Source organism: Oleiphilus sp. HI0043 (genome assembly GCF_001634935.1).
Window position 1 is genome coordinate 1 of record NZ_LWEY01000530.1, and the last position, 834, is coordinate 834.

The 834-nt window shown below is 39.7% G+C and carries 1 protein-coding gene and 1 tRNA gene; one reads left to right on the forward strand and one right to left on the reverse strand.

What is annotated here, in order from left to right:
• Nucleotides 1-265 (reverse strand): competence protein CoiA family protein (locus tag A3729_RS31390; protein ID WP_255376382.1); only part of this gene is annotated, 265 nt, incomplete at its 3' end.
• A 290-nt stretch (nt 266-555) separates the two neighbouring features.
• Here A3729_RS31390 and A3729_RS31395 point away from each other — a divergent pair.
• Nucleotides 556-627: transfer RNA gene (locus A3729_RS31395), tRNA-OTHER, on the forward strand.
• Nucleotides 628-834: the final 207 nt, after the last annotated feature.

An 834-nucleotide genomic window follows, 5' to 3' on the forward strand; every position in this document is an offset into this window, starting at 1 on the left:
TGGAGAGTGTCGATATTGCTCCATTGGTCAGCAGTTTGGAAAGATACTGCCTGCAACAGGACTCGAACGAAAGATCGCAAATTCGCTTTGGTTGAGTTGCGGGGTTTGGATCATGAGCGAAGTGCCATGCCTTTTTCTTTCCGTGGCGGGCGATGACACTTTGTTCGCAACTAGGACAAAAACAGTTGCAGTTTTTGCCCTTAGGAACATTGCCAACCTCAACATATTCTCCATTTTTGTCTAGAGCGAAAGGTATGTGGTTCATGCTTCTACTAAATCCTTGTTAAGCGTTGAAGACTCCATCAATTACCCACTTTATCAGACTTTAATTAGAGACAAAAAGCTAGATTAGGTACAATCTTTTTCAGGGAATATATTGAGCGAAATATTGAAGACCTCTACCATGAATTCGATTAAAATCGTCAAAAGAGTAGAGGTCAAACGTGGCAAAAAAAAGTGGTGACAAGTTTGTAAGTTGTTGATTTTAGGTGTCGAAAATGACGAAATTGACAGATTAAAAACTAATCAGAAATCTGTTTAATATACTGATAAATAAGGATTAAATGGTTTTTCTGCTCTCCCTTGACATGGTAGAGGTCGGCAGTTCGAATCTGCCTAGTCCTACCAATTTCCCTATTCGCTCCTTATTTTTATAGTTGTGGCATGTCGCGATCGTTCTAGCGATTTAAAAATACAAATTTTGGATAGCCTCCAAGTGCATAGCTAACCTCGTAAGTTGCTTCACCATTCAATTGCGATATTTCTAAACAAGGCCTCGGGAGAGATAGGTCGCAATCACCGTTGCTCAATATGTAATCTTTGTACGCTTGTATT